5 protein-coding genes are annotated in these 3,678 nt (G+C 63.4%); 4 read left to right on the top strand and 1 reads right to left on the bottom strand.

Annotated elements, in window-relative coordinates:
* From L9Z73_RS27175 to dhaL, 4 genes are all read left to right on the top strand, one after another.
* The coding region (locus L9Z73_RS27175; RefSeq protein ID WP_247407712.1) for a GolD/DthD family dehydrogenase at positions 1–604 on the top strand (604 nt) is incomplete at its 5' end.
* A gap of 27 nt (positions 605–631) precedes the next feature.
* On the top strand, positions 632–1,747 hold the full coding sequence (locus L9Z73_RS27170; RefSeq protein ID WP_247407709.1) for an MDR/zinc-dependent alcohol dehydrogenase-like family protein: 1,116 nt from the start codon (positions 632–634) through the stop codon (positions 1,745–1,747).
* Between the two features lie 65 nt (positions 1,748–1,812).
* The gene (locus L9Z73_RS27165) at positions 1,813–2,814 is read left to right on the top strand and encodes a dihydroxyacetone kinase subunit DhaK (RefSeq protein ID WP_247407707.1); all 1,002 of its coding nucleotides are present in this window, start codon (positions 1,813–1,815) and stop codon (positions 2,812–2,814) included.
* A 3-nt stretch (positions 2,815–2,817) separates the two neighbouring features.
* On the top strand, positions 2,818–3,462 hold the full coding sequence (gene dhaL / locus L9Z73_RS27160) for a dihydroxyacetone kinase subunit DhaL (protein ID WP_247407705.1): 645 nt from the start codon (positions 2,818–2,820) through the stop codon (positions 3,460–3,462).
* A gap of 4 nt (positions 3,463–3,466) precedes the next feature.
* Here dhaL and L9Z73_RS27155 read toward each other — a convergent pair.
* Positions 3,467–3,678 (bottom strand): LysR substrate-binding domain-containing protein (locus tag L9Z73_RS27155; RefSeq protein WP_247407703.1); only part of this gene is annotated, 212 nt, incomplete at its 5' end.

Here is a 3,678-nt window from a genome sequence, read left to right as displayed (position 1 = left end):
CGTGGCCGCCAGCCTCGGCGCCGAACATCTGGGCATTGCCGTCGACCTCAGCCAGATCGACCAGGTGCAACACACCGTCGACCGGGTTTTCGAGCACTTCCAACGCCTGGATTACCTGATCAACAGCGCCGGCGTGGCCTTGCTGGATAAGGCCATCGACGTCAGCGAAAGCGCCTGGGACACCACCCTCGACATCAATCTCAAGGCCAGCTTCTTCGTCGCCCAGGCCTGTGCCCGGCACATGCTCGCCCAGGGCGGCGGGCGCATCGTCAACCTGGCCTCCCAGGCCGCCGTGATTGGCCTGGACCGGCATGTCGCGTATTGCGCGAGCAAAGCGGCCATCGTCGGCATGACCAAAGTATTGGCCATGGAATGGGCGCCGCAGATCAACGTCAACGCCATCTCCCCCACCATCGTCGAGACGGCTCTGGGCAAGCAGGCCTGGGCCGGCGAAGTCGGCGAGCGGGCCAAACTGCAGATCCCGACGGGCCGCTTTGCCCAGCCGGAAGAAATCGCCGGGCTGGCGTTGTACCTGCTCAGCGACGCAGCGCAGATGATCACCGGCGCCAACATGGTGATCGACGGCGGCTACAGCATTCAATAATTGATCTTTTTGTCGTGAGGTTTTGTCATGTCCACCGTTACCGAACGCACGCCCGAGCAACTCGCCCCGATCATCCCGAAAACCATGCAGGCCGTGGTCTGCCACGGCCCGGAAGACTACCGCCTGGAAACCGTCGACGTGCCCACCCCAGGCCCCGATGAAATCCTCACCAAGGTCGAGCTGTGCGGCATTTGCATGGGCGACATCAAGACCTATCGCGGCGCCCCCTCGTTCTGGGGCGACGCCGAGCAACCGCGCTACGTCAAACCGCCGATGATCCCCGGCCACGAATTCGTGTGTCGCGTGGTGGCTCTCGGCCCCGGCGCGGAAAAGCGCGGGGTGAAGGTCGGTGACCGGGTGATCTCGGAGCAGATCGTGCCATGCTGGGGCTGCCGCTTCTGCAACCACGGCCAGTACTGGATGTGCCAGAAACACGACCTGTATGGCTTCCAGAACAATGTGCAGGGCGCCATGGCCCAGTACATGATCTTCACCAAGGAAGGCATCATCCATAAAGTGCCGGACTCGATTGCGCCGGACGAAGCGATCCTGATCGAACCGCTGGCCTGTTCGCTGCACGCAGCGGAGCGCGCCAATGTGGATTTCGACGACGTGGTGGTAGTCGCCGGCGCCGGCACCCTGGGCCTGGGGATCATCGGTGCGGTACGCCTGCGCAACCCGAAAAAACTGATCGTGCTGGACATGAAACCCGAACGCGCCGCCCTCGCCCTGCGCATGGGCGCCGACGAAGTGTGGAACCCGGCCGAGGTGGACGTGCTAGCGAAGATTCGCGAGATTACCGAGGGCTACGGCTGCGACATCTATATCGAAGCCACCGGTCATCACAAGGCCGTCAACCAGGGCCTGGCGATGCTGCGCAAACTGGGGCGCTTCGTCGAGTTCAGCGTGTTCAACGACGAGGCCACGGTGGATTGGTCGATCATCGGCGACCGCAAGGAACTGGACATCCTCGGTTCGCACCTGGGCCCGTACATGTACCCACGCGCTATCGACTTCATCGGCAACCGCAAGATCGACATGCGTGACGTGGTGACCCACAAATTTGCCCTGGCGGACTTCAAGGAAGCGTTTGCGGTGATGGAGCGAGGCGACAAATCACTCAAGGTCGTACTCGAACCCTAAGCACACCACACATCCCGCACTGAACAGCGGTGAACCCATAAAACAAGAACACAGGAACCCGCGTTATGAATCGAGTCATCAACGATCCAGACCAAGTGGTCGAGGACATGCTGCGCGGCATCCTGGTCGCGCACCCGCAATTGCGCCAATACGAAGCCAATCCACGGGTCATCGTCAAAGCCAAACCGTCGAGCCAAGGCCGCGTCGGCATCGTCACCGGCGGCGGCTCGGGCCATGAACCGGCGTTTCTCGGCTACGTCGGCCCCGGCCTGGTCGACGCCGTGGCCGTCGGCGAGATTTTCTCCTCGCCCACCGCCAAAAGTTTCTTCGACGCCTTCCGCGCCGCCGACCATGGCGCAGGCGTGGCCTGCCTGTACGGCAACTATGCCGGCGACAACATGAACGTGAAGCTGGCGATGAAAATGGCCGCCAGCAAAGACATGCGCATCCGCACCGTGGTCGCCAACGACGACGTGGCGTCCGCGCCCAAGGCCGAGATTGCCAAGCGCCGCGGCGTGGCCGGGGAGATCTTCATGTGGAAGATCGGCGGTGCCGCTGCCGCCCAGCACTACGACCTGGACGGTGTGATCCGCGTCGCCCAAAAAGCCGTCGACCACTGCCGCTCGATCGGCATTGGCCTCACCCCCTGCACCATTGCCGCCGTGGGCAAGCCGAATTTCCAGATTGCCGACGGCCAGATGGAACTGGGCATCGGCCATCACGGCGAACCGGGCATCGAAGTCATCCCGATCGAACCCGCCGCCGCCATGGCCGAGCGCATGCTCGCGCCGATCCTCGCCGACCGTGATTTCAGCCAAGACGACAGCGTGGTGGTGCTGGTCTCCGGCCTTGGCGCCACGCCAGTGATGGAGCTGTATATTTTCTACGCCGAGGTGGAACGCCAACTCACCGCCAAAGGCTTGAAGATTCACCGTTGCTACGTGGGCAACTACTTCACGTCCCTGGAAATGATGGGCGTAACCCTGACCCTGCTCGGCCTCGACTTTGAGTTGAAAACCCTGATCGACCAACCCTGCCGTTCCATCGGCTTGACCCAGGCGGAGTGAACCATGAGCGAGCATTTTTCCACCCGCGACGGCAGCGCTATCGTCGCCGACCTGGTCAGCGTGATCGTGGCCAACCGTGAGTACCTCAGCGCAGTCGACGGCGCGATTGGCGACGGCGACCACGGCATCAACATGGCCAAGGGTTTCGCGCATTGCGGGCGCACGATCGAAGGCCGCCAACTGAGCCTTGCCGAAGCCCTGGACGAACTGACCCTGAGCCTGATGGAAGGCATCGGCGGCTCCATGGGGCCGCTGTACGGCAGCCTGTTTATCGGCATGGCCGATGAAGTGCGTAGCAGCAAAGACATCGACGCGGCCACCTTCGCCCACCTGCTGCGTGGCGGCTTGACCTCATTGCAGGACATTACCGAGGCCGGCGTGGGCGACAAGTGCCTGATGGACACCTTGATCCCGGCGGTCGAAGCGTTTGAGCACGCCCATGCGCGGGGGGCGTCCTTCCACGATGCGCTCGATGCGATGAAAACCGCCGCCTCACAGGGCCGTGACTCGACCAAGGACCTGGTGGCCAAGATCGGCCGCGCCAGCCGCCTGGGCGAACGCTCGCTGGGCGTGTTGGATGCCGGTGCGGTGTCGTGCTGCCTGATCCTCACGCGCCTGGCGGACTCCGTGCAGCCGCGACTGGTGTAACGCCTCAGGTTGGCGTTTGCTTGACCTGCTGGATATACCGCGCCACCGCCGGCGCTTGCTCAAAGCGCCGGTGAATCAACGACAGCCACGACGCCGCGTCACTGCCCTGAATGCTGCGATAAACCACGCCCGGCAGACTCACATGCCCGACCACCGACGCCGGCACCACGGCCACGCCCTGCCCCAATGACACCAACGCCACCACCGCGACCAACC

Origin of the sequence: Pseudomonas emilianonis, from assembly GCF_023072625.1 — a bacterium.
Lineage (GTDB): Bacteria > Pseudomonadota > Gammaproteobacteria > Pseudomonadales > Pseudomonadaceae > Aquipseudomonas > Aquipseudomonas paraveronii.
This window is presented reverse-complemented; position numbering and strand designations above follow the sequence as displayed.